The sequence below is a fragment of the Micromonospora sp. NPDC047707 genome (assembly GCF_040704235.1).
GTDB lineage: Bacteria > Actinomycetota > Actinomycetes > Mycobacteriales > Micromonosporaceae > Micromonospora.
This window is the reverse complement of the sequence record NZ_JBEYSU010000134.1, coordinates 1-1755: the sequence shown is the minus strand read 5'-3', so window position 1 is coordinate 1755 and position 1755 is coordinate 1. Positions and strand designations below refer to the sequence as shown.

At 69.8% G+C, this 1755-nt stretch carries 2 protein-coding genes and 1 pseudogene; all 3 read right to left on the bottom strand.

Going from position 1 to position 1755, the window contains the following annotated elements:
• Window positions 1-32 precede the first annotated feature (32 nt).
• Window positions 33-407, bottom strand: a complete 375-nt coding sequence (locus AB0873_RS32415; protein ID WP_366604594.1) for a hypothetical protein — start codon at window positions 405-407, stop codon at window positions 33-35.
• Window positions 407-1168 (bottom strand): IS21-like element helper ATPase IstB, encoded by a 762-nt coding sequence (istB, locus tag AB0873_RS32410; protein WP_366604592.1) that lies wholly within the window; start codon window positions 1166-1168, stop codon window positions 407-409. The genes AB0873_RS32415 and istB overlap by 1 nt, the downstream gene beginning before the upstream one ends.
• A pseudogene (locus tag AB0873_RS32405) lies at window positions 1165-1755 on the bottom strand (IS21 family transposase); the annotation flags it as partial. The gene istB and the pseudogene AB0873_RS32405, both read right to left, overlap by 4 nt.

The following is a 1755-nucleotide window of genomic DNA, read 5'->3' as shown; positions in this document are numbered from 1 at the left end:
TTCCGCCAGGCCCTGACCGACCGCGGGATCGGCTACGTGGTCCAGGTCAAAGGCGCGGCCACCGCCCACCCGGCCGACGCCCGCCCGGAGACGATTGTCGGGGTACTCGTTGGAGTGCAGAGGTGAGTACGGCTGATCTTGCAGAGGTCATGCGTCGTGGTGGGCGCCTTGTTCGTCACGGTGGGTTGCGTTTGTAGGCGTAGGCGGGTGAGGCCGAGCATGTCGATGAGCCATCCGGGTCCGCCGGTGATGCCGCGGGTGCGTAGGAGGGTGTCGACCTCGTGACGGGTCGCCGGCCCGGTGTTGGCGAGGAAGTCCTCGCAGATCTGGAGCAGGAGCTGCAGCAGGTCGCGGTGGTTGGTGTTGCTGGTGGTCGCGGGTTCGTCCGGGTTGGCCGGCGCGGGCATCAGGCGACGTTGTCGATGGCGGTGAGGCGGTTCTTGAGTCGGTAGCTGGGGCCGTTGATGGGAACGACGTCGCAGTGGTGCAGGAGCCGGTCGAGGATGGCGGTGGCCAGGACCTCGTCGCCGAAGACTTGACCCCATTCGCCGAAGCCCTTGTTCGAGGTGAGCAGGGTGGAGCCCTTCTCGTAGCGTTTGGAGATCACTTGGAAGACGAGGTTGGCCTCGGGGCGTTCGAGGGGTTGGTAGCCCACTTCGTCGATGACCAGGACGGTGGGGCGTAGGTAGGTCTGCAGCTTGCGGGCCAGCCGTCCGATCGCGTCGGCGGCGGTGAGGTGGCGGACCATGTCGTCGAGGGTGGTGAAGTAGACGGTGAACCCGGCTCGGCAGGCGGCGACCGCGAGGGACACCGCGATGTGGGTCTTGCCGACGCCGGGTGGGCCGAGGAGGGCGACGTTGGCTTTGGCCTGCACGAACGCGAGGGTGGCGAGGTCACGGACCTTGCGGGGGTCCAGGTCGGGTTGGAAGCTGAAGTCGTAGTCGTCGAGGGTCTTGTGGTGTGGCAGCTTCGACAGGCGCAGCCCGGCGCGGAAGCGGCGTTCGTCGCGGACGGCGAGTTCCTCTTGCAGGACGAGGTCGAGGAACTCCAGGTAGCCCATGGCCTCGGTGTCGGCCCGGCCGGTGAGTTCCTGCAGCGTCTTGGCCAGGTGAGGCAGGCCGAGTTTGGTGGCGCTGGCGTGGATGCGGTTGGTGACCAGCTCACTCACTTCGAGACGTCCTTCAGGTGTGGGCGGTTGGTGAACGGGCTGGCCGCAGCGATCTGCTCATAGACCGACAGCGGCCGGGCCTCGACGGCGATCTGGGCGGCGGCGGCCCGGTTGAGCAGGGCTTGCAGCGGTCCCTGGCCGCCGTCGTGACGGGCCGGTCGGCGTGTGGTCGACTGCGGGCTGCCGGGGTCGCCGGTGGTGACGGCGCGGGTATGTCCGTCGGGCAGACCGTCCCAGTGGCTCTCGTCGACCACGCGGGCGCCGCGGCCCACGGCTCGCTGGTGCGTGGCCAGCAGCGTGGCGCCGTCCAGGCCGCCGACGGTGGCGTGGATGGTGATGGTGGCGGCGGTCGCCCGGACCTCCACGAGCTGGCGGTGGCGGACCCGGCGGGCCGGCACGGAGTAGAGGTTCCCGGCGTAGGCGACCAGGCAGTCCTTACCGACGTGCCGCAGATGCCGGTCGGCCACCACATACGCCCTGGCCGGGATCGGCCGCAGCGCGGCGTGGTCGCGGACCGCCCGCACGCCGATGATCTCGCCGTGGGTGCGATGCCGCACGGCCCGCCGCTGCGGCACCCAGGCCACGAA

Coding starts and splice junctions, on each gene's coding strand:
- AB0873_RS32415 (WP_366604594.1), bottom strand. CDS start 407: ATGCCCGCGCCGGCCAACCCGGACGAACCCGCGACCACCAGCAACACC.